General features: G+C 46.7%; 27 protein-coding genes. 4 read left to right on the forward strand and 23 right to left on the reverse strand.

What is annotated here, in order from left to right; translation table 11 throughout:
• Positions 1-120: 120 nt before the first annotated feature.
• The 5 genes from H615_RS0106815 to H615_RS0106835 all read right to left on the reverse strand — a co-directional run bounded on the left by H615_RS0106815 (position 121) and on the right by H615_RS0106835 (position 4,391).
• Positions 121-1,065, reverse strand: coding sequence for a D-alanine--D-alanine ligase (locus tag H615_RS0106815; protein WP_027954444.1), 945 nt, complete (start codon positions 1,063-1,065; stop codon positions 121-123).
• A gap of 124 nt (positions 1,066-1,189) precedes the next feature.
• Positions 1,190-1,774 carry a genetic competence negative regulator gene (locus H615_RS0106820; RefSeq protein WP_027954445.1) on the reverse strand — a complete coding sequence of 195 codons (585 nt, stop codon included), beginning with the start codon at positions 1,772-1,774 and terminating at the stop codon, positions 1,190-1,192.
• A 122-nt stretch (positions 1,775-1,896) separates the two neighbouring features.
• A complete protein-coding gene (locus H615_RS0106825; RefSeq protein WP_027954446.1) occupies positions 1,897-2,796 on the reverse strand; it encodes a MerR family transcriptional regulator in 900 nt (299 codons plus the stop codon).
• Between the two features lie 74 nt (positions 2,797-2,870).
• Positions 2,871-3,659, reverse strand: coding sequence for a metallophosphoesterase (locus H615_RS0106830; protein ID WP_169516184.1), 789 nt, complete (start codon positions 3,657-3,659; stop codon positions 2,871-2,873).
• A gap of 93 nt (positions 3,660-3,752) precedes the next feature.
• Complete coding sequence (locus H615_RS0106835) at positions 3,753-4,391, reverse strand: CBS domain-containing protein (protein WP_027954448.1); 639 nt, start codon at positions 4,389-4,391, stop codon at positions 3,753-3,755.
• A gap of 125 nt (positions 4,392-4,516) precedes the next feature.
• Here H615_RS0106835 and H615_RS0106840 point away from each other — a divergent pair, with 125 nt between their 5' ends.
• The 3 genes from H615_RS0106840 to H615_RS0106850 are packed head-to-tail and all read left to right on the forward strand — an operon-like array spanning position 4,517 to position 5,600.
• On the forward strand, positions 4,517-4,738 hold the full coding sequence (locus tag H615_RS0106840; protein ID WP_027954449.1) for a spore coat associated protein CotJA: 222 nt from the start codon (positions 4,517-4,519) through the stop codon (positions 4,736-4,738).
• The gene (locus H615_RS0106845) at positions 4,735-5,004 is read left to right on the forward strand and encodes a spore coat protein CotJB (RefSeq protein ID WP_027954450.1); all 270 of its coding nucleotides are present in this window, start codon (positions 4,735-4,737) and stop codon (positions 5,002-5,004) included. The genes H615_RS0106840 and H615_RS0106845 overlap by 4 nt, the downstream gene beginning before the upstream one ends.
• Before the next feature lie 26 nt (positions 5,005-5,030).
• Positions 5,031-5,600 (forward strand): manganese catalase family protein, encoded by a 570-nt coding sequence (locus tag H615_RS0106850; RefSeq protein WP_027954451.1) that lies wholly within the window; start codon positions 5,031-5,033, stop codon positions 5,598-5,600.
• Positions 5,601-5,604: 4 nt separating this feature from the next.
• Here the strand turns inward: H615_RS0106850 and H615_RS0106855 are convergent, their stop codons facing one another.
• The 4 genes from H615_RS0106855 to H615_RS0106870 are packed head-to-tail and all read right to left on the reverse strand — an operon-like array spanning position 5,605 to position 9,031.
• The gene (locus H615_RS0106855; RefSeq protein ID WP_027954452.1) at positions 5,605-5,889 is read right to left on the reverse strand and encodes a hypothetical protein; all 285 of its coding nucleotides are present in this window, start codon (positions 5,887-5,889) and stop codon (positions 5,605-5,607) included.
• Positions 5,873-6,475, reverse strand: coding sequence for a CPBP family intramembrane glutamic endopeptidase (locus tag H615_RS0106860; protein WP_027954453.1), 603 nt, complete (start codon positions 6,473-6,475; stop codon positions 5,873-5,875). The genes H615_RS0106855 and H615_RS0106860 overlap by 17 nt, the downstream gene beginning before the upstream one ends.
• Positions 6,468-7,982, reverse strand: a complete 1,515-nt coding sequence (locus tag H615_RS0106865) for a RecQ family ATP-dependent DNA helicase (protein WP_156896450.1) — start codon at positions 7,980-7,982, stop codon at positions 6,468-6,470. The genes H615_RS0106860 and H615_RS0106865 overlap by 8 nt, the downstream gene beginning before the upstream one ends.
• Positions 7,979-9,031, reverse strand: a complete 1,053-nt coding sequence (locus H615_RS0106870; RefSeq protein ID WP_027954455.1) for a YpbB family protein — start codon at positions 9,029-9,031, stop codon at positions 7,979-7,981. Before H615_RS0106870 ends, H615_RS0106865 begins: the two co-directional genes overlap by 4 nt.
• A 176-nt stretch (positions 9,032-9,207) precedes the next feature.
• Between H615_RS0106870 and H615_RS0106875 the strand changes: the two genes are divergently transcribed.
• Positions 9,208-9,456 carry a ferredoxin gene (locus H615_RS0106875; protein ID WP_027954456.1) on the forward strand — a complete coding sequence of 83 codons (249 nt, stop codon included), beginning with the start codon at positions 9,208-9,210 and terminating at the stop codon, positions 9,454-9,456.
• Between the two features lie 33 nt (positions 9,457-9,489).
• On the opposite strand, the gene H615_RS0106880 is transcribed toward H615_RS0106875, so the two are convergent.
• From H615_RS0106880 to H615_RS0106950, 14 genes are all read right to left on the reverse strand, one after another.
• A complete protein-coding gene (locus H615_RS0106880; protein ID WP_027954457.1) occupies positions 9,490-9,942 on the reverse strand; it encodes a helix-turn-helix transcriptional regulator in 453 nt (150 codons plus the stop codon).
• Positions 9,943-10,036: 94 nt separating this feature from the next.
• Positions 10,037-11,137: a hypothetical protein gene (locus H615_RS0106885; protein WP_027954458.1), complete on the reverse strand. Its 1,101-nt coding sequence runs from the start codon at positions 11,135-11,137 to the stop codon at positions 10,037-10,039.
• Positions 11,124-11,666: an RNA polymerase sigma factor SigX gene (sigX, locus tag H615_RS0106890; protein ID WP_027954459.1), complete on the reverse strand. Its 543-nt coding sequence runs from the start codon at positions 11,664-11,666 to the stop codon at positions 11,124-11,126. The genes H615_RS0106885 and sigX overlap by 14 nt, the downstream gene beginning before the upstream one ends.
• Positions 11,667-11,815: 149 nt before the next feature.
• A complete protein-coding gene (locus tag H615_RS0106895; protein WP_027954460.1) occupies positions 11,816-13,582 on the reverse strand; it encodes an ATP-binding protein in 1,767 nt (588 codons plus the stop codon).
• Positions 13,582-14,298, reverse strand: coding sequence for a response regulator transcription factor (locus tag H615_RS0106900; RefSeq protein WP_027954461.1), 717 nt, complete (start codon positions 14,296-14,298; stop codon positions 13,582-13,584). The genes H615_RS0106895 and H615_RS0106900 overlap by 1 nt, the downstream gene beginning before the upstream one ends.
• 79 nt (positions 14,299-14,377) lie before the next feature.
• A complete protein-coding gene (gene ccsB / locus H615_RS0106905; RefSeq protein ID WP_027954462.1) occupies positions 14,378-15,565 on the reverse strand; it encodes a c-type cytochrome biogenesis protein CcsB in 1,188 nt (395 codons plus the stop codon).
• A 16-nt stretch (positions 15,566-15,581) separates the two neighbouring features.
• On the reverse strand, positions 15,582-17,216 hold the full coding sequence (gene resB / locus H615_RS0106910; RefSeq protein ID WP_027954463.1) for a cytochrome c biogenesis protein ResB: 1,635 nt from the start codon (positions 17,214-17,216) through the stop codon (positions 15,582-15,584).
• Between the two features lie 29 nt (positions 17,217-17,245).
• A complete protein-coding gene (resA, locus tag H615_RS0106915; protein WP_027954464.1) occupies positions 17,246-17,797 on the reverse strand; it encodes a thiol-disulfide oxidoreductase ResA in 552 nt (183 codons plus the stop codon).
• A 53-nt stretch (positions 17,798-17,850) separates the two neighbouring features.
• Positions 17,851-18,588, reverse strand: coding sequence for a pseudouridine synthase (locus H615_RS0106920; protein WP_027954465.1), 738 nt, complete (start codon positions 18,586-18,588; stop codon positions 17,851-17,853).
• Between the two features lie 126 nt (positions 18,589-18,714).
• Complete coding sequence (locus H615_RS0106925; protein ID WP_035531347.1) at positions 18,715-19,230, reverse strand: spore maturation protein; 516 nt, start codon at positions 19,228-19,230, stop codon at positions 18,715-18,717.
• Positions 19,227-19,817 (reverse strand): nucleoside recognition domain-containing protein, encoded by a 591-nt coding sequence (locus tag H615_RS0106930; protein ID WP_027954467.1) that lies wholly within the window; start codon positions 19,815-19,817, stop codon positions 19,227-19,229. The genes H615_RS0106925 and H615_RS0106930 overlap by 4 nt, the downstream gene beginning before the upstream one ends.
• Positions 19,805-20,875: a D-alanyl-D-alanine carboxypeptidase family protein gene (locus tag H615_RS0106935; RefSeq protein WP_051254611.1), complete on the reverse strand. Its 1,071-nt coding sequence runs from the start codon at positions 20,873-20,875 to the stop codon at positions 19,805-19,807. Before H615_RS0106935 ends, H615_RS0106930 begins: the two co-directional genes overlap by 13 nt.
• A 139-nt stretch (positions 20,876-21,014) precedes the next feature.
• Entirely contained in the window at positions 21,015-21,608 is a 594-nt protein-coding gene (scpB, locus tag H615_RS0106945) for an SMC-Scp complex subunit ScpB (protein WP_027954469.1), read from the reverse strand.
• Positions 21,599-22,354 (reverse strand): segregation/condensation protein A, encoded by a 756-nt coding sequence (locus H615_RS0106950; RefSeq protein WP_027954470.1) that lies wholly within the window; start codon positions 22,352-22,354, stop codon positions 21,599-21,601. Before H615_RS0106950 ends, scpB begins: the two co-directional genes overlap by 10 nt.
• Positions 22,355-22,406: the final 52 nt, after the last annotated feature.

The following is a 22,406-nucleotide window of genomic DNA, read 5'->3' on the forward strand; positions in this document are numbered from 1 at the left end:
CTCCTATATCATCCATTCGATTAGGGCTCTTCTTTCAGTGAATAGTATACACGTTCCGCTGCCTGTTGGAAAGGTCGAAACCAGCTTTTTCATCCGTTTTCACAAAGAAGTTGTAAGCGATTACACTTTTTTCTCATACGCAGGCTGGGACAGATCCACGAACGATTGGATTAAATCATCATAACTTAAGCCGATCTCTTGAGCAGCATCAGGAAACAGACTCGTCGGAGTCATTCCCGGCAGAGTATTGACTTCAAGAATAACCGGTTCATTTTTATCATTAATAATGAAATCCACGCGTGAATAAACATCACATCCCAGCAGCTGATGAGCACGTACGGCATCTTCCTGAAGCTTCGCCGTAATATCAGCCGGGAGTTCAGCTGGTACGATATGTTCACTTCCACCTGGTTGATATTTTGAATCAAAATCGTAATAATCATTCTTCGGAATAATTTCAATGACCGGTAGAGCCTTCTCTTCCCCTCTGCGCCCCATGACGGGTACAGTTACTTCTCTTCCTTTTACATAATCTTCTACGAGAATCATAGAATCCGACTGTGCTGCTGTTTTGACAGCCCGGCCGGCATCTGCCTCATCCTTTACGATAGTCAGACCCAGTGTGGACCCTTCCTGATTCGGTTTAATGACAAATGGAACCTGAAACTGCTGTTTGATATCATGTTCAATCGAAGACCATTGACTCTCATCTGTGACATCGAAGGCCGCGCTCTCCGCTGTGTTCAAGCCGTTCAGGGAAAAGATCTGCTTGGATTTAGCCTTATCCATGGCGAGAGCAGAAGCCAGCACCCCCGAACCAACATAAGGAAGACCCTTCATATCAAGAAGACCTTGAATCCTTCCGTCTTCGCCAAAGCGACCGTGCAGACCAATGAATACAAGGTCGACATCAAGCGCTGTGACCTGGTCCAGACGATCCGGTGAAAAATCGACGGCCGTAACCTCATGGCCTTTATTCTCCAATGCTTGTATAATTCCCTTTCCAGTAGACAAGGAAACTTCCCGTTCCCCTGAGGTTCCTCCATATAAAACCGCAATCTTCATTTCCTACACTCCATTTCCTACCACGATATAGATTTGCCAACCTTTATAGTAACACGTTTGACAACAGCCCTTCTATCCATAAATAAAAAGAACGAGCTTTTCTTCAAGACTCGTTCCTTCATCATTAAGAGAAATGTTTAGTTATTAATCCACAGGCATCTTTGTCCATAATCAACTTCCCATATTCAATCAGCCGATATGATGTTACGGCTGTAGCTGAAGCGTATTCAGAAAGCAGGGCAATGACCTGATCCTGGTCCAGGTGATCTATTTCTTTATCTTCCAGGAGCATATAATAGGAATCCTCATAATGATAAATACTTCCACCTGTCACACCAAGCTGATGCAGGTGGATCCCGGCCTGGATGACGTGTTCGAAATCAGAAAAGGAAAACATCATTTCCTTGCTCTCATCAAGGGTTACCTTCATTTCAAGGTAGTCTTCGTCATCTTCCTCAATATCAGCAGGCTCTGTTCTTGTCACAACGACAAGCATGCCTTGTGCCTGAAGCAGATAAACCTGCACGAGCAGAACTCCTGTAAGCTCTACTCCGAGCTCTATGCCTGCGTCATACATCATATCGCTGAATATCCGGTGTACGCGAGGTAGATCATTCCAAAGTTCCTCGCGGGAGAGGCCCCGGTCCATTAAATCGTCAAAAGTAAGGAAAATCTTGAACTTTTCACTCGTCATTCTCTCTACTCGCATATGATCGCCCCCCTAGTCACGATGTGTTATCTATATAGTATGATGACCAGCGCCATTATGGCACCTTTTTTCAAATTATATCCGACATTTCAAGCCGGGGGCAAATATAATTTCCCAGTCCATCAGTTCGTTTGCAGCCACTGTTCCCATGCACGCTTGGAATTTCCAACGATAAACGGCTGAATCCGTTTTTTGTCCAATTCAGACAGCCGGTCATAGGCATACCCTCCGAGACCTATCTTAAGAGAGGGAAATTCACGCTGAAGCGCTTCGGCCAGACGAATCGTGATCGGTATGTTTTTCTTTAGTGTACAGGACATGAACATATAAGCGGGCTCAATTTCATTGATTACGATATCGATATCCCCTCCGGCAATGCTCTGGCCGAGATAGATGACATCATAGCCTTTCCGCTTCAAAAAGAGGGCAAAAATAAGCAGGCCCAGTTCGTGCCGTTCATTCGGGCCGCATACGAGCAGAGCTCTAGGAAGCATACTGTCCGATGGAATGGAAAGAAGCATCATGCCTATACGGGAGCGGATGAACTGGCTGGCAAAGTGCTCGTGAGCACTTGTGATTTTGTTTTCCTCCCACAAATCCCCGATTTTCACGAGAATCGGGCCGATAATATCAATCGCGACCGTTTCAGGCGTGAACAGACTGAATGCATGATCAAGATGCCGCTGGGCGTCATTTTCATTAAATGAAAGAAGGCTGTCCAGCAGCTGATCACCAATTTTATCAAGCTGTGTGCGGTTTTCCGAGTGCTCATTATGGGTGACGGCTTCCTCATTGCTTTCCAGGAGTGAAACCGCCTGTGATATCGTAAAGCCTTTATCCACTTTTTCCATCAACCATTTTAATATTCTGATATGCTCATCTGTATAAAGCCGATGACCCGCTTCATTGCGCGAAGGACGGATCATTCTGTATCGACGTTCCCAGGCTCGGAGTGTTCCAGGCTGGATGCCCAGCATCTGTGACACCGCTTTAATATTATATTTTGCTTTAGTCGTAGCCATAAGCCTGCCTCCAAGTAAGTCTTTTGCTTTAATTATATAGGAATCAAACGTATTGTGTAAAATTTGTATATTCTTTATGCAAGGTTTTTAGATGAATTCTTTACATATCCACCGATGTCAATGACGTGACACTCTGCTCTTGTCCCGAGCCTTAACGGCAGCAGGGATGTTCCGTACCCTTCACTCACCAGGTGAGGAATAGAATCCCTCCTGCTCCATCCTCCACGCTGATAGGGACCCATGCCGAACAGCCTGATCTGTCCCCCATGAGTATGACCACTCAATATGAGATCATACTTCTTTTTTTCCTGGGCATTCATCTGACTGTATACATAAGGATCGTGTACGCATAAGATTCGGAAACAAGAAGAATCAGCCAGTTCCACCGACCGCCTCGGCTTCAGGAAATAAGGATCAAGACCCGTGACTATGAACGGTGTTCCTCCTTTTCCTTCTCCCTCCACATCCTCATTGGACAACGTTACAACCCGATGTCTGTCTAATACGGCTGTAAGCGGTTCTTCGATCAGTTCATGATCATTGTTGCCTGGTATAAAGTAAACCGGTACTTCCCAATGGTTCAAACGTCTCAGGTTCGTCTCTAGTTTAGAAATGGATGTCCGCTTATCCACCAGATCTCCACCGATAATGACGGCATCCACTTTCCCGGCGTTTTTTAATGTTTGTTCTTTAATGAGGCGGTTATGTATATCAGAGATAAAGAAAATACGCAGGCGGTCTTCGTCATTTCCAAAGGCGGTCTGCACCACTTCCTCCCTGACATGATCTCTACCAGCCAGATACCTCATATACAAAAGCATACTCAGTCCTGCCACAGCCAATACAAGTATCCATATCAACAACTCCATCCCACCTCCTTGATTCTCGCAACGAAAATATCATCATAGCATATCCAAAAAAACACCGCTATGCCCGGATAGGCACAGCGGCAGTGATTATACATGTTTGACACTTAAGATTCGAAAGCCTGATTTTTCAAGTTTCTTTGTAAAGGCTTCTATATTATCATTTTCCTCAATTTTCAAAACGATTCTCCTCGCCAGCTTATCCGTCTCGTCAAAGGTAGCAAGGGAAATTACGTTTTCGTGATAGTTTTTGATGATATCCCCCAGTCGTTCAATCCGGCCCTCAGACTCTTCTGATGTAAAGGCGATCCGAATGCCTTGTTTCTTTACACCAAAGGCACTCTCAAATTGTTCAATCACATCATACCGTGTCACAAGCCCTTGAAAAACTCGGTGGTCATCCACCACCGCGAGTACGGCAAAGCCCTTGAACATAGGTAGTGTCCGTTCAAACACTTCTTCATTGGTGATACAGAAATCTTCATATCCGGCCGCTTCCCCTGCAGGTGTTTCTTCCAGGAAAGTTCCCGTGTCCTGTCCACCGGCCTTTTTATAGCAGGATTCATAAATCATTTCCTTCGAAATCATACCTTTGAATAGGTTCCCTTCCAGTACAGGCACAGCCTCGATGTCTTTCTGCTCCAACAGTTCCAGCACGTCTTTCAAGCTGGTGTTTACATCTGCTGTAAATGACTGATGAACTGGTTTCATGATCCCTTTTACAAACATACCTGTCACCTCTTTCTTTTATCGTCAGTATCTTATTCGCCTGAAGCCGGCGGTTCTCCTGCCTTAATCAGAATAGGACAACATTTGGACACATATATTTTTGGAGACAAAGGGAGTGTTGAAATATGTATACACCAGTGAAGTGCTACCACCCTTATTACGGGCCTTTTGATCCGTGTCCCCCCATCAGGACCAAGTGTTACCAGACACCACCTAATTTATACCTCGGATTCCAGCCAATGAACCTGCAGCAGTATCCTCTGCAGGAAGCTTTATACAAAGGAACCTTATGGCCCTGTCTTTATGACCCCTACCCGACGCCCGTACCTAAAGGAGGAAAAGGATGAAGCAGGGTCAATCCCACGATCAGGAGCGCTATTCCTTGATGGAAAAAATTCAAATGGTCGATTTCGCTCTGGTTGATTTAACGCTTTATTTGGACACACATCCCGAAGATACGCAGGCGGTTCAGCAGTTTAATCAGCTTGCAGTGGAAAGCCGGGATTTGAAAACCGTCTTTGAGCAGAAATACGGTCCCCTCCGTCAGTATGGGGGCAGTTTTTCCGGATACCCTTGGAACTGGTCCGATGCCCCTTGGCCATGGCAGCTGTAAATCTTTGAACTTTTAGGAGGAATCTCATGTGGTTTTATGAAAAGAAACTGCAGTATCCGGTTAAAGTAACGGAATGCAACCCCAGACTGGCCAAATATCTCATCGAACAATACGGCGGGGCGGACGGGGAATTGTCGGCCGCCCTCCGCTATTTGAACCAGAGATATACCATCCCTGATAAAGTCATCGGATTACTAACAGATATAGGAACAGAGGAGTTTGCCCATCTTGAAATGATTGCGACCATGATTTATAAATTGACGAAGGATGCTACACCAGAACAAATGAAAGAGGCAGGGCTTGGCGCGCATTACGCCAACCACGATCACGCTCTGTATTATCAAAATGCAGCAGGGAGCCCTTGGACAGCTACATATATAGCAGCCAAAGGAGATCCCATCGCTGATTTGTATGAGGATATAGCTGCCGAGGAAAAAGCACGGGCCACCTATCAATGGATCATTAATATGTCCGATGACCCGTGCCTCAATGACAGTCTCAAATTTCTCAGGGAGCGCGAAGTCATCCACTCCCAGCGCTTCCGGGAAGCTGTGGAGATTTTAAAATTCGAAAAGGACCGTAAACAATTCTTTTAACCGTTCAGCGCTCCACCGTGATTTCTTCATGGTAGGGCGCTTTTTCATTCAAATTCAGCGGCTGAAAAGATATCCCCTTGAGCCATTCGCCCCATAAAGGATAAGAGAAGACAAAGCAAATGAGAACTATGAATACGATAAACCAAAAACGGATCCAGGCGGTGCTGACTTTCCACCTGACTCTTCCGGTTCTGCTTGTATGGACCTCCTGCCGCGGCGGCAGTCCCAGCACATCGAGGTCTTTCTGTTCTTTTTCTTCATGGTTTTCATGTTTATCCGTCTGATGCATGCTTCTCCCCCCATTTCCCGAGCCTGATCCAGACACCGAGAACAACATCAATGATGAAATGAGCTGTAATGGTAACAGCGAGACTTCCTGTTGCTTCATACATGTACCCGATAAAGAAACTGACAAATAAAACCGACAACAGCAGCACCACCCGTTTTAAGTAACGGATATGCAGAATGGCAAACAGCACACTTGCTGTTATATAACCGAACTCATGATGGAGGACGCCCCTGAACAGCATTTCCTCACTTACGGCAACAAGCAGAGTGATGAAGATAATCCCAGGAAAAGACCGGCTCGCAAAAACCCTTTTATTGACTCCTCCATCATCATAAGCACTCTCAGGTAAAACATACATGAGAAACAAATCAATGAGAAGGACAATAAGTCCCGGAATGACACCGTAAAGCCACCAGTCCCGCCAATTTATATGAAATTGTTCCTGCCACTCGGAAAGAAACGGGTCAAAAAGAAATGCACTTGCCACGACAGCGGCAGACAGAATGATCATCTGCGTCAAAAGAAGGTGAAAGGTGATCTGTTTGTCTGACATTTCCTGGATCATTTCCTGCTGGGCCTTACGCATGGGGCGGCCCCTGATGAAAAATCATCTGCAGGCGCTCCTTCCATGATTCTGCTGCCGGAGTTTCCTGTGACTCCTGAAAGGTTAGATGATTTACAGAAAAACCACAGGCATCACAGCATGGAACATAAGGTGGCCGGATATGGTCCTGAAAAGATTGGTATAAAGCTTCCCTGCGGCATCCTGTATGATGAATCCATGTCAGCATTTCCGTAAGTTTCCCCTGCTTATAGGTCCAACGCTCCCGCAGCAGCGCGTGCAGACGGCTTTCAAAATCCATGGGAAACGGCTGAACCTTTCCATGATTCAGCACGCCCCGCTCTTCTGCCTGGTATTTGATGAAATTCCACTGCGATTCAGAAAGCTGAAGCTGCTCCATGATTGACGCATCCTCCAGAAGCTCCTGTCCTTCCTGCCGTTTCAAATAACCAAGGACCAGATCCAGCTGCTCCCGTTCAGGCAGCTCACTCTGGATAAGCATTTGAGGAAGATAGTGATCTTTTTTTGTAAACAAAACGAGACTGGCAGAAGGTTTTCCGTCTCTTCCCGCACGACCGATTTCCTGAATAAACGACTCGGTCTGGGCCGGGAGGTGAAAATGAATAACCAGGCGGATGTCTTTTTTATCCACGCCCATGCCAAAGGCACTTGTACAGCAGATCACATCCAGCTGTCCACTCATAAACTGCTGCTGAACGAGCATACGGTCCGTCTGTTCCATGCCTCCGTGATAGAAGGCAGTTCGGTGGCTGAGCTTCTCTCTCAGCACAAAGCTTACCTTCTCAGCCCACTGACGGCTGGAGAAATAGATCATCGTCGGCGCGTGTATATGGGAGAGAATGTTTACGATTCTATCTGTTTTCTCCTCGGGGCTTTGGACTTCCTCCACTGACAGACTGATGTTCTGTTTATCCATAGGGTGGATATGGCGGATCATCCCCGGGCGGTTTAATTTTTCCATGATATCTCCCTGGACTTCAGGTGTAGCGGTTGCACTCAGAGCAAGTACAGGAGGGCTTCCTATAGAGTCAATGATACGGTGCAGTTTTAAATAATCCGTACGAAATTCGTGCCCCCACTGGGAGATGCAGTGAGCTTCGTCAATGACAAAAAGAGGGACGGTCATTCGTCTAAAGTCCTCCTGGAGCCGTTCATTTTGAAGCATTTCCGGTGAAACATAGACAAGATCATACCGATCAAGATTCTGTATCACTTGTTTTTTTTCCTTTATATCCATAAAGCTGTTCAATGCTGTGACCGATTTATATCCGGATGCCTTCAACTGCTTCACCTGATCGACCATCAAGGATATAAGCGGGGAGACAACGATGGTTGTTCCTTGGAGAAGCCTTGCGGGCAGTTGATAGCATAAGGATTTACCCGTGCCTGTTGGAAGAATCCCCAGAACATCGTTTCCGTCCATCACATCCCGGATGACATCCTCCTGCCCTTCCCGGAACTGGTCGAAGCCGAAATATTTTTTTAATGCTGATGCTAACTGTGTACTCACGGTAATGGTTTCCTTTCTATATGCGTGCTCCGCCCATGAGCCAGAGCCAGGCGGATTTCAAAATAATCATAGACGCCTCCAAGATCCTGATGTATGTGCTTCAGCCGCTGGGTATTCAAATCAATCGCTTTCTGATTGATCTCCACGACCTGATCCGCCGTCAAAAACGGGGAGACATCAAAGTCAGGAGTTACAAGGGCGGCTTCCACAATATGATCCTGTATGGTGCTTTTCTTCAACCGCCGGATAGTTACAATTTCCTCAAGGGAGAGGCCATGGGCAATAAGCTGATAGGTTTTCCCTGCAGACGCTGTAACGAGATGGGAGGCTTGAAGACCGCGCGTGCATAAATGGAGGACAGGATAGGCATCCTGGTCCATTTTTGCCCGCTGAAATAGATAATAGTACGTATGTCTAAGCCCCAGCAGGACATCCTCCTTGGACATCCTGAATTTCTCTTTAAGCTGATCCAGAGTCAGTCCTATCCATCCACCACCAGTAAGGCGGTGAGTAAACAGCTCAGCCTGGACCGGATCATGAGCAGAAAGCAGCTTTTCCAGTTCCTCATACAGGGATTGGTTGAGGCGGGCCAGCTTATTCTGGAAAGTAGCAAACACCTTTTTCACCCATAGCTGGGCTTCCGGATTGTCAACAATGGCTACATAGGACTGAATCCCTGCTTCTTTATTCGAAGACGCCTGGACGAGAAGGTTTAAACGGGCAATGAAGGCCGGGACCACTTCATGCCATGTCATTCCCTTAAAATACGGGAACGTCTGCGTAGACGGCTCCCGGCTGGTTTCTGTTATTTGCGGAAAACTCTGCTCATTCAAAACGATTTCTCCACTATGAGACATCTCGTCGATCAGGGTATCCAATCGTCGGCGATCCAGCTCTGGAAAAATACCGAACAGATGATCAAGCTGATACGCTTTGGCATCCTGCATGGTCTGGGAGGATCTTTTCCCTGTCAGCATATTAAAAATACCAGATACCGTCCGTTCCCCCTTAAACCGCTGGATGCAGAGAAGGACAATAGATTCAAACATCCACCCACCACCTTTCTAGTTTGATTTGTTCACCGTTCCTACAAAACCGCCCTGAAAAACAGCTCCATGTCAACCATTTGAAAAATACAGGGGGGAGATTTACAATAGGACGTGGACCACTTTCATAGACAATGACTGTCAATATAGAATGGTTAGAAAAAGGAGGGGAAATCCCTTTGGCGAAATACACGATGGTCGATAAAGAAACCTGTATTGCCTGCGGGGCCTGCGGGGCGGCTGCTCCGGACATCTATGATTATGATGACGAAGGACTTGCCTTTGCAGTGATGGATGATAATGAGGGGACGGAAGCTGTACCCGATTTATATGAGGAAGATATGGAAGATGCCTTTGACGGCTGTCCAACCGATTCTATTAAAATTGCGGAAGCTCCTTTTCATGGAGATCCGTTAAAATTCGAATGATATACACCGGCCCCTTCTAAACAGGGGCCGTTCTTATGTTTCACGTGCTATCTTCTCCAAATGGAGTTCTGCCTCCACACGATTCCATGTCGAAAAAAGCCTCGTTCCCGCTCTACTGATGCGGAAATGACCGCTTCTTTCATTTCGTTCAAGCTTAAGACTGCCTTTTTCAGTGATGACCGTCCACGTCACCGGCAGGCTGGACGTAGCTTTTTCCCCGGCGTATATATGAAGATGAGCAGCCGTTTCCAATATTTCAAGAGGCGCATCCCCCAAGACTCTCCTGATGATCTCACTTTCTCTGAAGAGCGCACAGACCGCTGTGACCGTTGTCCACCCGGCCGTCGTTCTCTGCTTTTCAATTTGAACTAGGGTCTTTTTGGACAGCCCGATGATTTCAGCCATCCGATTCTGCGTGTATCCATATTCCACTCGGATGAGCTTCATTTTTTGAGAAATTAATTCCTGTATCTGCATTTGATCCATCTGCATGTCTCCTTTTTCAGACGGTTCTATTTTAACACGCATCAGCCGGAACGTCCCAAAAAAACTCCCCTGAAAAAGGGGAGTTTGCAAAGGATCATGGTTCTACGTTGAACGGGGCGGGCAGATCAACAGGTTTTGTTAAATCATACCCTCCGGCTTCCTCCACTCCCATTCCACCAAAGGTTACCCGGGACATCCCGAAATGGCGGGCCGTAGCTGAAACAGCCTCAATCATCAGAATGAGCTCCTGTTCGCTCCTCCATTCCTGATGAGAAATATCCAGCTGTACATGCCCCTCTTCAGCCTTATCGACGGCAAATTCAACATGGTCTGGAACAGAGGGTTTGATATACGTTCCACCACCTTTCTCCTTCATCAAGTTCAACACTTCTTCAAGAGATGGTTTTCCTTCCGTAGGAACCGGGGCCAGATAGGTGGGAGACTGCGCGTTATACTGGTACAGCTTAAACATATATTCCCCTTCCGAAATCGGGTCCAGGCTGTCCAGTTCCCCATAATTCCCCATCGGGACCGAATCATAGGAAGGACGATTCAGCGCAATGGTCTGCACTCCTTTACCTTCCAGCTCCCAGCGGATACTTTCCATAAGCATTTGCACATATGCTGTTCCTGCTGGATCAAATTCATCCGGAAAAGTAACCTCCGCCTTTTCCGCCGCTTCATCAATATCAATTTCGACGTTCTGCAGCAGTCTGTCTGACAAGCCTTTCTCCTCCGCTTTTTCCTTTGTAAAAGGAAGAGCATCATGAGTGGAAACCGGTATGACAACTTCCGCATTCCTTCCTGGATAAACAAATGTAAACCACTCATCCTCCATGATAGACAAGGAGGCATCGGGAGCCTCCGAAGACTCCTCCCCTTCCTTTACAGCGGACCCTGTAGAACTTTCATTTTCAGGGCTCTCCAGAGACGGAGAAGCTTTATCACTGGTTTGTGTGGAAGGCTGGGTATTCAATTGCTGATGCTGTGACATAAAGACAGGGATGAAGACCGCGAGCAGTATGAGTACAGCGCAGACGGCAAATCCAGGCCCCAGCCACGAAGGGACACGTTTTTTCTTCCGGTGTAACTTTTCGTTTACTGCCTGATAGAGGATTTCTCTGGATTGATGATCTTTTATGGAAGGGAGCCTGGACAACTGCTCTTCCACATCCTGCCTATTAGATTTTTTCATATTCTCCTCCCCCTCCTTCCACTGAATCTGTGTATTCCTTCACGGTTTTCAACGCTCGATGCTGCGTCGTTTTCACTTTGCTTTCTGTCCAGCCCGTAACCTCGGAAGATTCCTTAATTGAAAGCCCTTGGATATAACGCAGGATTAAAACGGTCCGCTGATCGACAGAGCACTGGTTCATCGCCCGGTAGACATGCTTTACGTCCTCACTCTGGATAATGATTTCTTCAGGGAGCGGATCGCGGTCAGGAAGCTGGGGGCCCTTTTCACCCCAGTCAAAAAATTCAGCCACTCGATCCCGCTTTCTTTTCTGACGGCGGAAATGATCGATGGTTACGTGACGAGCAATGGAAAACAGCCACGTTTTTTCCGAGCTTTTCCCATGAAAAGAATGATAGGATTTCAACACTTTCACGTAAACATCCTGGACAAGATCCTCCGCCAGGTTCCGGTCTTTTACCATATAATAAATGAACTGAAACAGGTCCTGGTGGTAATGATCATAAAGTTCATCAAAGAACGCTCTCAATGGCTGTACCTCCTGCGATACTTATTTAGACGCTCCTATGTATCAAACGTTACACTTTCATCTTAAAGTCTTCGTTTAGAAAAGAAAACCAGATCTTTCAACCGTCCATAAAAAAACGTAGAAGCTGCCTGCAGCAGGCAGCTTCTACGTTACTGGTGGTAAGGGATCTTGAAGGTGAAGGTTGTCCCTTCCTTCAGTCGGCTGTGGACACTGATCGAACCTTCATGTGCCTCCACAATGTTCTTCGTGATGGCAAGCCCAAGGCCGGTCCCTTTCTTGTAATTCATATTTTCGCGCTTTCTTGATTTATCTGCTTTATAAAAACGCTCGAATACAAACGGCAGATCCTCTTCAGGAATACCGAGGCCGGAGTCGCTGACTGATCCCACCCATGCCCCGGTTCCGGCTTCCACACGGATCATGACTTCGCCGCCTGTTTCTGTATGACGGATGGCATTATCAATCAGATTGGTAAACACCTGCTCAATCCGGTCGGGATCAAAGGAGGCCGTTTCCACTTCAGGATCTATAGCCGAATGAAGGATCACGCCCTTATCATTCGCAACCCCCTGGAACTTCCTGATAATCTTATGCATGTAGGATTCCATATCCAGCGCTTCCATGGACAACTGGATATGGCCCGCCTCCATACGGGCCAGGTCGAGCAGTTCATTGACGAGCCTGCCGATCCGAAGCGATTCATCATGGATAATCTGAGCCAGTTCATTCTTTTCCTCTTTGCTTTCCGCGATGTCGTCCACAATAGCCTCGCTATAGCCCTGGAGCATTGAAATAGGCGTTCTAAGCTCATGGGATACATTGGCAATAAAATCTTTCCTTAGTTTGTCCAGACGCCTCTCATCTGTCATATCCCTTAGAACAGCCACCGCACCACGGATTTTCTGACGATCGTATAAAGGCGTCATTAAAATAACCCATGAACGCCCCTGCAGAGTTGCCTCTGTCATCAACTCCTGTTCTTCGATAATGACACGCTGCAGCAGTTCCTGTAATGGTTCAGGAAGATCTACGTGTCCATCTGTCCCTTGATTTTCAAACTCATACGCTTCCAAGTACTGTTCAGCAGGTGGATTAGATACAAGAACATCCCCTTGACGGTTCACGGTAATGACCCCGTCCGCCATGGATCGAAGAATCCCGGATAACTGTTCTTTCTCATGATTCAGTGCATTAATATGAAATTTCAGCTCCCGCCCCATCCGATTAAAAGCCATGGCAAGCTCGCCGATTTCATCATGAGTACGGATCGGGATTTTCGTATTGAAGCGGCCTTTAGCAAGTTCGAGGGCGCTTTCCCTCATTTTTATCAAGGGCGAAGTGATTCTCGTCGACAAGAAGAAAGCAAAGATGGTAGTTAAAACAATTGCAATCCCTGCACCAAGGAAGATGATTTTAGTCGTTTGTTCAGAAGTCTCTTCAATTGTATCCAGCGACTGATAGACAAACACAGCACCCTGCCCCTCGTTCAGAGGTGTACCTACAACCATAATGCCGGTTTCTCCGGCACTCAGGTCAGCTACTTTTTTCACATCCATGCCTTCTTCCATAACCGTGGATAAATCAGGGTCGTTACTAAACCATTCATAATTGATGACGGGAAGATTCTCAGAGGAGCTTTCCGCCGCAATCTGACGGCCCGGTCCCCAGGTAATGACAGCACGGCTCGCTGGATCTTTGACGAGGTCTGTCGTAGACAAAAGAAGATCCTCATCCTCCTCATACCTCTCCACCACTTCCGAAATTTTATCAGCGGTCTGTAGAAGATGCCGTTCCGCCTCAAGAATGTGGTAGTTCTGAAAAAATTCCAATAGAAGGATGGTTAAAATAAATAGAACAAAACACACAAGAAAGAGGATGGTAAACCAAAGTTTACCTACAACACTACGCCAGAACATCAATCGCCGGAGACCTCAAATTTATAGCCGATCCCCCATACCGTTACAATCATGCCGGCAGCTTCTGCGGACACTTTACTGAGTTTTTCACGCAGTCGTTTCACATGGGTGTCGACCGTCCTTAAATCCCCGAAGAATTCGTACTGCCATACCTCTTTCAAAAGCCTTTCCCGATCAAAAACCTTATCCGGGGCCTGTGCCATAAAATGCAGCAGTTCATACTCTTTCGGTGTCAATGATACTTCATTCCCGTCAGCGGTTACACGGTGGGCATCATTATCAATTGTCATGTGCGGGAAAACAAGGACGTTGCGGGCAGAGGTTTCCGTTTCCAAAAACTTCGTCGAGGAAGACCTGCGCAGCAGGGCCTTCACCCGCAGAACCACTTCCCTGGGACTGAAAGGCTTCACAATATAATCGTCAGCCCCTGCTTCAAAGCCTTGGACACGGTTGGCTTCCTCTCCTTTGGCCGTCAGCATAATCACCGGTGTCGCCTTCTTCTCACGCAGTTCACGGCATACGTCAATGCCGTCTTTCCCCGGAAGCATCAAATCCAAAAGGATCACATCATAGTCTTCCTGGAGCGCTTTTTGGAAGGCTTCTTCGCCATCCTCCGCCTCTTCAATCACGTAATCTTCTCTCTCAAGATACATACGTATCAGCCGGCGGATACGTTCTTCATCGTCCACGACCAGTACTTTAGCTTCTCGTTCCATAATATCTTCCTCCATTACCATTTAAATCGATTGAATGTACATCAAGGGCAGTACGATTCAAAACCGTCTGCCCTTGACCTTATGCATAAGAATGCAAACCTGAAATGATTAAGTTAACGGCGATCAAGTTAAACATAATGATGCCGAAACCACCGACAGCCAGCCAGGCAGACTTCATCCCCTGCCATCCGCGGGAAAGGCGGAGGTGCAGGTATGCGGCATAAAAGAAGAAGGTGATCAAAGCCCAGACTTCTTTCGGGTCCCAGCCCCAGAACCTGTCCCATGCCTGCTGGGCCCAAATCATAGCGAAGATCAGTGCCCCAAGCGTAAAGACCGGAAATCCGATGGCCACCGCCCGGTAAGACACTTCATCAACAAGCTCAGGATTAACCTTTTTCAATAGTGGCTGAATGACTGCCGCAATACGTCTGCGGAAAATGAGGCGTAAGCCCCAGTAAAGAACAAGTCCGCCTGCGACTGCCCAGAGGAATGTATTGAATTTCTTCGCTGCATCTTCGCCACGCATCCATTCAGGAGCATCAAACAAAGGAGATGCAGCATCTTCAGTCAGTAATTCCCCTCCAGCAGGACCCGTAATGGCGGGCATCTCATAGGTGATGGTCACCGGCTGTCCTTCGACTGGTGCTTCAAACTCCGCCTGATAATTAAGAGCGCTGAAGGTTGAGGAAAGCACGATAAACGCTACTGTAGCGGCAATGATATAAATGACAAACTCGAGCCACATCGTATGCTTGGATCGTTTCGTCTGATCCACCTGCCGGATAAGAAATATTAAACCGGCGACAAAGCTTACGGACAGGATTCCTTGACCGAGAGAAGCTGTCGTTACGTGAATATATAGCCAGTGCGACTGCAGGGACGGGACGAGAGGTGAAATCTCTGTCGGAAACATGCTCGCAAATGCAATGAGAAGCAAAGCAATCGGCAGTGCAAACAGACCCAGCAGATCCACACGGTAAATAAAGTAAAGGACAATAAAGGCAAAGACGAGCATCATCCCAAAGAATGTCGTATATTCAAACAAATTACTGACAGGGGCATGACCACTTGCTCCCCACCTTGTAAAGAAGTATCCAAGCTGCGTAAGAAATCCTATGATGGTGATCGTAATACCGATATTTCCAGCCACTCTGCTGCTGCCTTTCTTCTTGTCTCTTATTGTTCCGCCGAAGAAGAAGGTAGCCGTCAAGTAGATGAAAAATGCCGCATAAAGCAGGTTACTGCTTATGGTCGTTAAATCTCCCATGTTCATCCTCCTGACTCTATGATTTCATTTCGTGCTGATCGACGGGAGCCTCTATCCCTGTTCCCTCAATCGCTTTATCAATCTCCATCCTTAATGCATACCAGTTTTTATTCGTATGACCTGCAATCCAGACGCCATCACTTCGAGGCTGAAGCCAGATTCTGCGGTGGTTCCAGTACATGCCCTGGGCAACCCCGATCATAAAGACAGCGCCTCCAAAAGCAATCAACCAGAGCGTTTCATCCTTTTTCACTGTCAGACCGGTCACATCCCTGACATCAAATTCAGTCAGACCAAGCTTGTACTCATTTTCACCACCAGCATCAACATTGGCTCCTATACCGAGAAAACTGGTTTCAGGTTCTGACTCCCCTGGAGGAAATAATTGAAAAACAAAGGCCGGGTTCCTTGGATACTTCGACACGGAAACCGGTTCCCCATCTTCCAGTTCATAATCAGGAAAATAGTTGGCGATTTCCACTCTGTAGCCTTCGTCCAGTTCATATGTAGATTGAGGATTTGTCAGATCGACGGTGAATTCTCCATAGTTGGTCGATTCGTCATCCTTGTCATGAATCTTAAAGGACATTTCCTTGAATTCATTCAATTGATAACTGGCTTGATAAAGGGCATAATCACCGAATTTCAAAGGATTGTTCATCGTGGATGCACCTTCCTTCACCTGCTCCAGCTCCGCTTCAGCTCCTGTGACATCCGAGTTGGTGCGCTCATAGATCACAGCATCCGTCCGGAAAGTTTTAGGAATGGCTCCGTTCTGATTTTCAATCGCTTCTTTAAATCGGGCATCATCAGGATTATCCTTGTCATACGTTTCCAGTGTAAAAGCTTTATTTTCAATATAATACTGTCCATCCGTTCCGGAAATTAAAATGGTTTCCCCTTCCCGGACCCAGATGAATTCATCGACATAAAAAGCCGGGACGAATCGGAGAAGTGCCCCGAGCAGAAAAATGATCAGGCCGATGTGATTGACATACGGCCCCCACCGGGCAAAGCGGTTTTTCTCAGCCAGCAGATGACCATCCTGTTCATACACACGAAAGCGCCGCTTCTTCAGGTTGGCTTTAAAACGCTCCACATCCACGTTCTGAGTTTCTGTCGTTCCGAACACCCGCTGTTTCTTCATAAACAGCTCATGCCGTTTCGGCTTCTGGTTTTTCAAGGTTTTGTAAAGCGGAAAAAACCGGTCAATGCTGGCGATAACGATGGAAATACCAATCATGGCAATCAGCAGCATATACCACCAGGAACTGAATAAATCATGAAAACCAAGCTGATAATAAATCTGGCCGGCGATTCCGTATTGATCCCGGTAGTGGGTGGCCGGATCAGCATTACCAGGTATAAACACTTCCTGCGGAAAAATCGTTCCTACCGCTGAAGCTATGACAGTAATAAAAATGAGCCACACGCCCACTTTAACAGAGGAAAAGAAATTCCATATTTTATCAACCCACGTCCGATTATACGTCTGGGATCTGCGGGCACTCCCATCATAGCGCATGTTCAGCAGTTCCTTCTGGTCATTGCCGTCGATATGCTGATTCCCCTCGACCGGCTTTCCACAGGACTCACACAAAACGGTACCTTCGGGGTTTACGTGTCCGCACTCACAGGTAATCTCATTCATAATAAAACCTCACAATATATAAGTAGACTCTATTCCTCTGGTGAAATCTCCTGCAGGTACCCCTCCAGTTTTTCCAGCGTAAGCGGGCCGATCACCTGCTCTTCAATATCACCTTCCGGATTGATGAATAAGGTCGAAGGGATCGGGCCGATGTTATACAGATCCATCACCTGTCCTTTCTTATCCTGAAGAATCGGGAAGGAGAGGTTATATTCATTCACAAAGTTTTCTACAACCAATTCTGTTGAATCCAGGTTGACGGCAAGGATCTCCACACCTTTTTCCTTATACTCGTCGTATAACTCTTCCATATAAGGCATCTCATCCTTGCACGGACCACAATAGGTGGCCCAGAAGTTCAGCATGACTCCCTGCCCTTTCAAATCACTCAATCGAACCGTTTCTTCCGTACCGAATTTCTTCAATTGAAAATCAGGCGCCTCTTCCCCTTTGGCAACAGCCACCTGATCATCTTTTCCATTTGCCACAAGAGCAAAAACGACAAGACCAATCATAACCGTCAGCATGGCAGCCCGGAAGATCAGCCTTTTTTTCTTTTTCCGGATGGTTTTCTCTTTCATAGCAGTCACTCCCAGATCATTATATCATCGATTGGAAAGTCAGAATATGAACGTTATTCAACATTTTCTTCAGCGAGCTGGCGCAGCTGTTTCACTTCAAAAGGCTTCAGAGGACGGTAATCCCCGGCATTCAGCCCTTTAAGGTCCAGCGTTCCGTACCGTTCACGCTTCAGTTTATCTACTGGAAATCCGAGGGTATCAAACATACGGCGCACCTGACGGTTTTTCCCTTCGTGCAGAATAACCTGAACGATTGCTGTATTTTTCCTGGAATCCGTAGAATTGATTTTTGCATGGACAGCTTTCAAATACTCCCCGTCCACCGTGATCCCTTTTTTCAACTGCTTCAATTGTTCCGGTGTCGGAATCCCTTTCGTTTTCGCGATATATACTTTGTTGACTTCATGGCTGGGATGCATAAGCATATTGGCGAAGTCTCCGTCATTGGTGAGCAGGATCAAGCCGGATGTATCATAATCCAGGCGTCCGATCGGGAAAATCCTCTCTTTCACTTCAGGAAGAAAGTCTGTTACGACTTTCCGGCCTTTGTCATCGCTTACACTGGAAATCACACCTCTTGGTTTATAAAGCATGAAATAGACAGGTTCCTCTTTATCAATCGGGACACCCTCCACTTCAACATCGTCGTTTCTTCCAACCTTTGTTCCAAGTTCCGTGACAATTTCACCATTCACTTTCACTTTTCCATCCAAAATCATCTGTTCTGCTTTTCTTCGTGATGCAACACCAGCATGGGCGATCACCTTTTGTAGTCGTTCTTTCTCTGCCATACGACCGTCACCAACTTTCTTCTGCTTCTAAAATCTCACATGTTCCCTGCAGCTTTCCTACAGCAAGTGAACATACCATTTACATTATACACATTCTATAAAGGTTTGAACAAAAAAATCATCCTATCATTGGAATAGGATGATAACAATTATGATTGATGCCAGTATACCAACTAAATCTGCAAGCAGTCCAACCTTCAATGCATCACCCATCCGCTTGATTCCAACAGCACCGAAATAGACGGTAATGATGTAGAGCGTTGTATCCGTGCTTCCCTGCATGACGGATGCCAGATAGCCGATGAAAGAATCAGGTCCGAACGTGCGGATCAGCTCTGTCGTCATACTCAATGCGGCCGTTCCAGAGATGGGTCGGATAAAAGCCAGTGGCAGAATTTCCTCCGGTGCGCCGAAAGCATTCATAACGGGCTCAAACAATACGAGCACCGCTTCCATAGCTCCTGAGGCCTGAAAAACGGCAATGGATACCATCATGCCTAGAAGGAAGGGCAGCAGGGACACAGCAATCTGTAGCCCTTCCTTACTTCCTTCTACGAAAACCTCATAAGAGGGAATCTTTTTTATGGTAGCCGTGACCAGTACGAGACAGATGATTCCCGGAATCAGCCATATACTGATCATAATCCAAGCCTCCGCTTTCTCCTGTAATAAAAATAGCGGTCGATGCAGAGGGCGGCGCAGGTGGAAATGATTGTGGCGAGTATAGTAGCCCCGATGATTGATGTAGGGTCAGAGGATCCATATTTCATCCTGACCGCTATAACGGTTGTAGGAATCAACGTTAACGAGGATGTATTGAGGGCAAGCAGGGTAATCATGGAACGACTGGCATGATCCGATCCGGATAGATCCTTCAATTCCTTCATCGCTTTCAGCCCCATCGGCGTCGCTGCGTTCCCCAGTCCAAACATATTGGCCGTCATGTTCGATAAAATGTATCCAAGCGCAGGATGGTTGTCCGGGATATCTGGAAAGATCCGGCGGACTACAGGTTTAAATAAAACAGCAAGTCCTCTTAACAATCCAGCTTCTTCCGCAATCTTCATCAACCCGAGCCAGAACACCAGCACACCTGCAAGGCTGATCGTAATCATAACTGCCTCATCCAACGTCTGAAATATCGCCTGGTTGACCTCTTTCATCGTGCCGTTGAACGCCGCATAAACAATACCGATGATCGCAAGAAGCGCCCAGATCAGGTTGACCATGGCGCCACCCCCATCATCCGGTGGAGAAAATCACCGACTTCCCGTAAAAAAGACTGCGGTGGACGTTCCTTCCATACAGCAGCTTCAACAATAGGATTATTACCAGACTTATAATAGGTAACCCCCGCCATGAGTCCGGTCCCTTCTTCCACAGGGTAAAACACCGCTTCCAGCTGCTCTTTTTCGGATGAGGTTAAGGGATAAGCTAAATCTCTCGGTACATAATAGGCTTCTCCCCCCACTTTCACCGTGCCTTTCTTCTGCAGAAGGACGGTTTCAAAATGGGCGAATCCCCATTCGAACATGTTTCTATGATCATTCCAATCATCCGGGGCATTCAAAGTAACCGCAATCAATTCCATTCCCTCTTTAGCAGCAGAAGTGACCAGCGTCCGTCCTGCTGCCTTGGTGAAACCTGTCTTTCCACCATTTGTCGGATCATAATACTGAGTCAGCATTTTGTTTTTGTTCATCCAGGCATAATCCCTGTTTTCTGAAAGGTAGGACTCACTACCCGTAATTTCACGAAACGTTTCGTCTTTCATTGCATAAGCCATCAGCAGCCCTAAGTCGTAGGCGCTGGAAAGGTGGAATTCCCCGTCCAGTCCATGAGGGTTTTCAAACCGGCTGTCATTCATTCCGAGCCATGCGGCTTTATCATTCATCATCTGGACAAAGCCTTCTACACTTCCTCCCACATGTTCAGCTATAGCGACCGCCGCATCATTCCCACTCCTGAGCATGAGACCATAAACAAGGTCCTTTAAGCGAATGCTTTCTTTTTCTGTTAAATAAATGGAAGATCCCTCTGTATACACCGCCCTCTTACTTACGGTAACCTTCTCATCCATTTTACCTGATTCAACGGCAATCAGCGCCGTCATGATTTTTGTTGTACTGGCAATCAAAGCTGGCTCGTACGCATCTTTCTCATACAGGACCCGTCCGGATGCTGCATCCATCAAAACCGCATGCTCGGCTGATACAGACAGCGCTCCTTCAGCTTGAACCGGGTGTAAACTAAACCATTGGAAAGCGAGCAGGGCGGTTAAAATCATATATAAACACCTTTTCAAGAGGAGCTCCTCCCATTCTAGTCGTTTGCTACACCTTATGCCTGAATGTACAGGCATATGAATCCAGAAGCCCTTCCCCGGCCGTAAAAAAATGCTGCCCCTGGATCAGGAGCAGCATGTGTCAGTCTTCATCATTTAACGGATCTTTCTCAAATTTTTCAAAGAAAAGATCGGCATCTCCTGCCATATCCTCAGGGTGTTGCAGGTCCTCAAGAGGAGGGAGCTCGTCGATCGATGTCAAACCAAAGTAAATTAAAAAGTCCTTCGTCGTTCCATAAAGAATCGGACGACCAATGGCATCTTTGCGTCCTTTTTCCTCAATCAAACCTCTATTAACAAGGGTTTGTATAGAGCGGTCACTTTTCACCCCGCGCAGATCGTCCACTTCAATTCTCGTTATCGGCTGCTGATAAGCGATGATCGCCAGCGCTTCAAGGGACGCCTGCGAAAGTCTGGTTGCGCTCGGGGAATCCAGCAGACGTTTGTAGTAGGACGCATGCTCGGGTTTCGTTGTGAGGTGCAGGGTTCCCTGGGACTCCATAATCATCAGCCCCCGTGATGGATGCATATAAGCCTCCTGCATACTCTCAATCAAATCATTTACAGAAGATTTGTCCATCCCCAGCAAATCCATCAACTTCTTTTTTGGCACTCCTTCTTCACCGGAGGCAAACAGCACCCCTTCAATGATTGCTCTGTATTCCTCTAATTCCATGGGGCATCCTCCATCTTAAACACAATTAACTCTTCAAAATGCTTCTGCTGCACGCAGGTAATTTCATTGCTTTTCATTAACTCAAGAAGTGCAATGAACGTAACGACAATATGGGGCCTCGTCCGTTTTTCGAACAACTGGTAAAACGGAGTCCCTTCTGGTGAACGCTCCATTTGATGTAATATTTCGTCCATACGCATCTGGATAGGGATTTCATCACGCCGGACTCTGGCTTCATCAGGCTGCTTTTCTTTACTACGTTTCATCAGCCTGCCCATGGCCTGGATCATGTCATAAATCGACGCTTCTCCCGGACGGACTTCCACCTTTTCCTCTTGCTGGTCCTCCATACTCAAAGGTGGACGCGTATAGATCCGGTTAGCATCCAGCTCTTTCTGCTTCAATTCATCCGCGGCCTGCTTGTATTTACGGTATTCGATCAAGCGCCGCATCAATTCTTCCCGTGGGTCTTCTTCGAGTTCCATATCTTCCATATCTTCTTCCATTTGAGGCTGAGGAAGCAGCATCTGTGACTTTATAGCCAACAGTGTTGCAGCCATTACCAAATATTCACTGGCAAGATCAAGTTCTAATTCCTGCATCGTGTGAATGTAATGCATGTATTGATCTGTTATCTGCGAAACAGGAATATCATAGATATCAATTTCGTATCGATTGATAAGATGTAAAAGAAGATCCAGAGGCCCTTCGAAGCCTTCCACTTTCACTTGGTAGCTTTTTGTCATGTTATTCTTCCTTTACCACTGATTCTTCTCTTTTATCATATCAGAAATGTTC

This window comes from Halobacillus kuroshimensis DSM 18393 (assembly GCF_000425705.1).
In the GTDB taxonomy this organism is placed as follows: Bacteria; Bacillota; Bacilli; order Bacillales; family Halobacillaceae; genus Halobacillus; species Halobacillus kuroshimensis.

Coding starts and splice junctions, on each gene's coding strand:
- H615_RS0106930 (WP_027954467.1), bottom strand. CDS start 19,817: ATGGTCAACCTGATCTGGGCGCTTCTTGCGATCATCGGTATTGTTTAT.
- H615_RS0106870 (WP_027954455.1), bottom strand. CDS start 9,031: ATGTTTGAATCTATTGTCCTTCTCTGCATCCAGCGGTTTAAGGGGGAA.
- H615_RS0106835 (WP_027954448.1), bottom strand. CDS start 4,391: ATGTTTGTAAAAGGGATCATGAAACCAGTTCATCAGTCATTTACAGCA.
- resB (WP_027954463.1), bottom strand. CDS start 17,216: ATGAATGAGATTACCTGTGAGTGCGGACACGTAAACCCCGAAGGTACC.
- H615_RS0106855 (WP_027954452.1), bottom strand. CDS start 5,889: ATGCATCAGACGGATAAACATGAAAACCATGAAGAAAAAGAACAGAAA.
- H615_RS0106820 (WP_027954445.1), bottom strand. CDS start 1,774: ATGCGAGTAGAGAGAATGACGAGTGAAAAGTTCAAGATTTTCCTTACT.
- H615_RS0106850 (WP_027954451.1), top strand. CDS start 5,031: ATGTGGTTTTATGAAAAGAAACTGCAGTATCCGGTTAAAGTAACGGAA.
- H615_RS0106920 (WP_027954465.1), bottom strand. CDS start 18,588: ATGGCAGAGAAAGAACGACTACAAAAGGTGATCGCCCATGCTGGTGTT.
- scpB (WP_027954469.1), bottom strand. CDS start 21,608: ATGGAATTAGAGGAATACAGAGCAATCATTGAAGGGGTGCTGTTTGCC.
- H615_RS0106860 (WP_027954453.1), bottom strand. CDS start 6,475: ATGCGTAAGGCCCAGCAGGAAATGATCCAGGAAATGTCAGACAAACAG.
- H615_RS0106935 (WP_051254611.1), bottom strand. CDS start 20,875: ATGATTTTAACCGCCCTGCTCGCTTTCCAATGGTTTAGTTTACACCCG.
- H615_RS0106815 (WP_027954444.1), bottom strand. CDS start 1,065: ATGAAGATTGCGGTTTTATATGGAGGAACCTCAGGGGAACGGGAAGTT.
- H615_RS0106885 (WP_027954458.1), bottom strand. CDS start 11,137: ATGAAAAAATCTAATAGGCAGGATGTGGAAGAGCAGTTGTCCAGGCTC.
- resA (WP_027954464.1), bottom strand. CDS start 17,797: ATGAAAGAGAAAACCATCCGGAAAAAGAAAAAAAGGCTGATCTTCCGG.
- H615_RS0106895 (WP_027954460.1), bottom strand. CDS start 13,582: ATGTTCTGGCGTAGTGTTGTAGGTAAACTTTGGTTTACCATCCTCTTT.
- H615_RS0106840 (WP_027954449.1), top strand. CDS start 4,517: ATGTATACACCAGTGAAGTGCTACCACCCTTATTACGGGCCTTTTGAT.
- H615_RS0106950 (WP_027954470.1), bottom strand. CDS start 22,354: ATGACAAAAAGCTACCAAGTGAAAGTGGAAGGCTTCGAAGGGCCTCTG.
- H615_RS0106900 (WP_027954461.1), bottom strand. CDS start 14,298: ATGGAACGAGAAGCTAAAGTACTGGTCGTGGACGATGAAGAACGTATC.
- H615_RS0106825 (WP_027954446.1), bottom strand. CDS start 2,796: ATGGCTACGACTAAAGCAAAATATAATATTAAAGCGGTGTCACAGATG.
- H615_RS0106845 (WP_027954450.1), top strand. CDS start 4,735: ATGAAGCAGGGTCAATCCCACGATCAGGAGCGCTATTCCTTGATGGAA.
- H615_RS0106925 (WP_035531347.1), bottom strand. CDS start 19,230: ATGATCAGTATATGGCTGATTCCGGGAATCATCTGTCTCGTACTGGTC.
- H615_RS0106880 (WP_027954457.1), bottom strand. CDS start 9,942: ATGGATCAAATGCAGATACAGGAATTAATTTCTCAAAAAATGAAGCTC.
- ccsB (WP_027954462.1), bottom strand. CDS start 15,565: ATGGGAGATTTAACGACCATAAGCAGTAACCTGCTTTATGCGGCATTT.